Origin of the sequence: Flavobacterium coralii, assembly GCF_019891545.1 — a bacterium.
GTDB lineage: Bacteria > Bacteroidota > Bacteroidia > Flavobacteriales > Flavobacteriaceae > Flavobacterium > Flavobacterium coralii.
The window spans coordinates 1-566 of the sequence record NZ_JAHDIU010000040.1; the positions used below are offsets into that span (position 1 = coordinate 1).

Genomic DNA, 566 nt, shown 5'->3' on the forward strand with positions numbered 1-566 from the left:
GGGAAAACTCACCCGGTCCGGACACCATTAGGACTGACAGATTGAAAGCTCTTTCTCGATTTGGTGGTTGGTGGTGCATGGCCGTTCTTAGTTGGTGGAGTGATTTGTCTGGTTTATTCCGATAACGAGCGAGACTCTAGCCTGCTAAATAGTTGGCGAATCTTCGGGTTCGTATAACTTCTTAGAGGGATAAGCGGTGTTTAGCCGCACGAGATTGAGCGATAACAGGTCTGTGATGCCCTTAGATGTCCGGGGCTGCACGCGTGCTACACTGGTGGAGTCAGCGGGTTTTTCCTATGCCGAAAGGTATCGGTAAACCGTTGAAATTCTTCCATGTCCGGGATAGGGTATTGTAATTATTGCCCTTAAACGAGGAATGCCTAGTAAGTGTGAGTCATCAGCTCACGTTGATTACGTCCCTGCCCTTTGTACACACCGCCCGTCGCTATCCGGGACTGAACTGATTCGAGAAGAGTGGGGACTGTCGCTTCGAGGTTTAACGACTTCGTTGTTGCGGAAACCATTTTTATCGCATTGGTTTGAACCGGGTAAAAGTCGTAACAAGG

At 49.1% G+C, this 566-nt stretch carries 1 rRNA gene; it reads left to right on the top strand.

From position 1 onward, the window contains the following. A 16S ribosomal RNA gene (locus KJK34_RS15520) occupies positions 1–566 on the top strand; the annotation flags it as partial.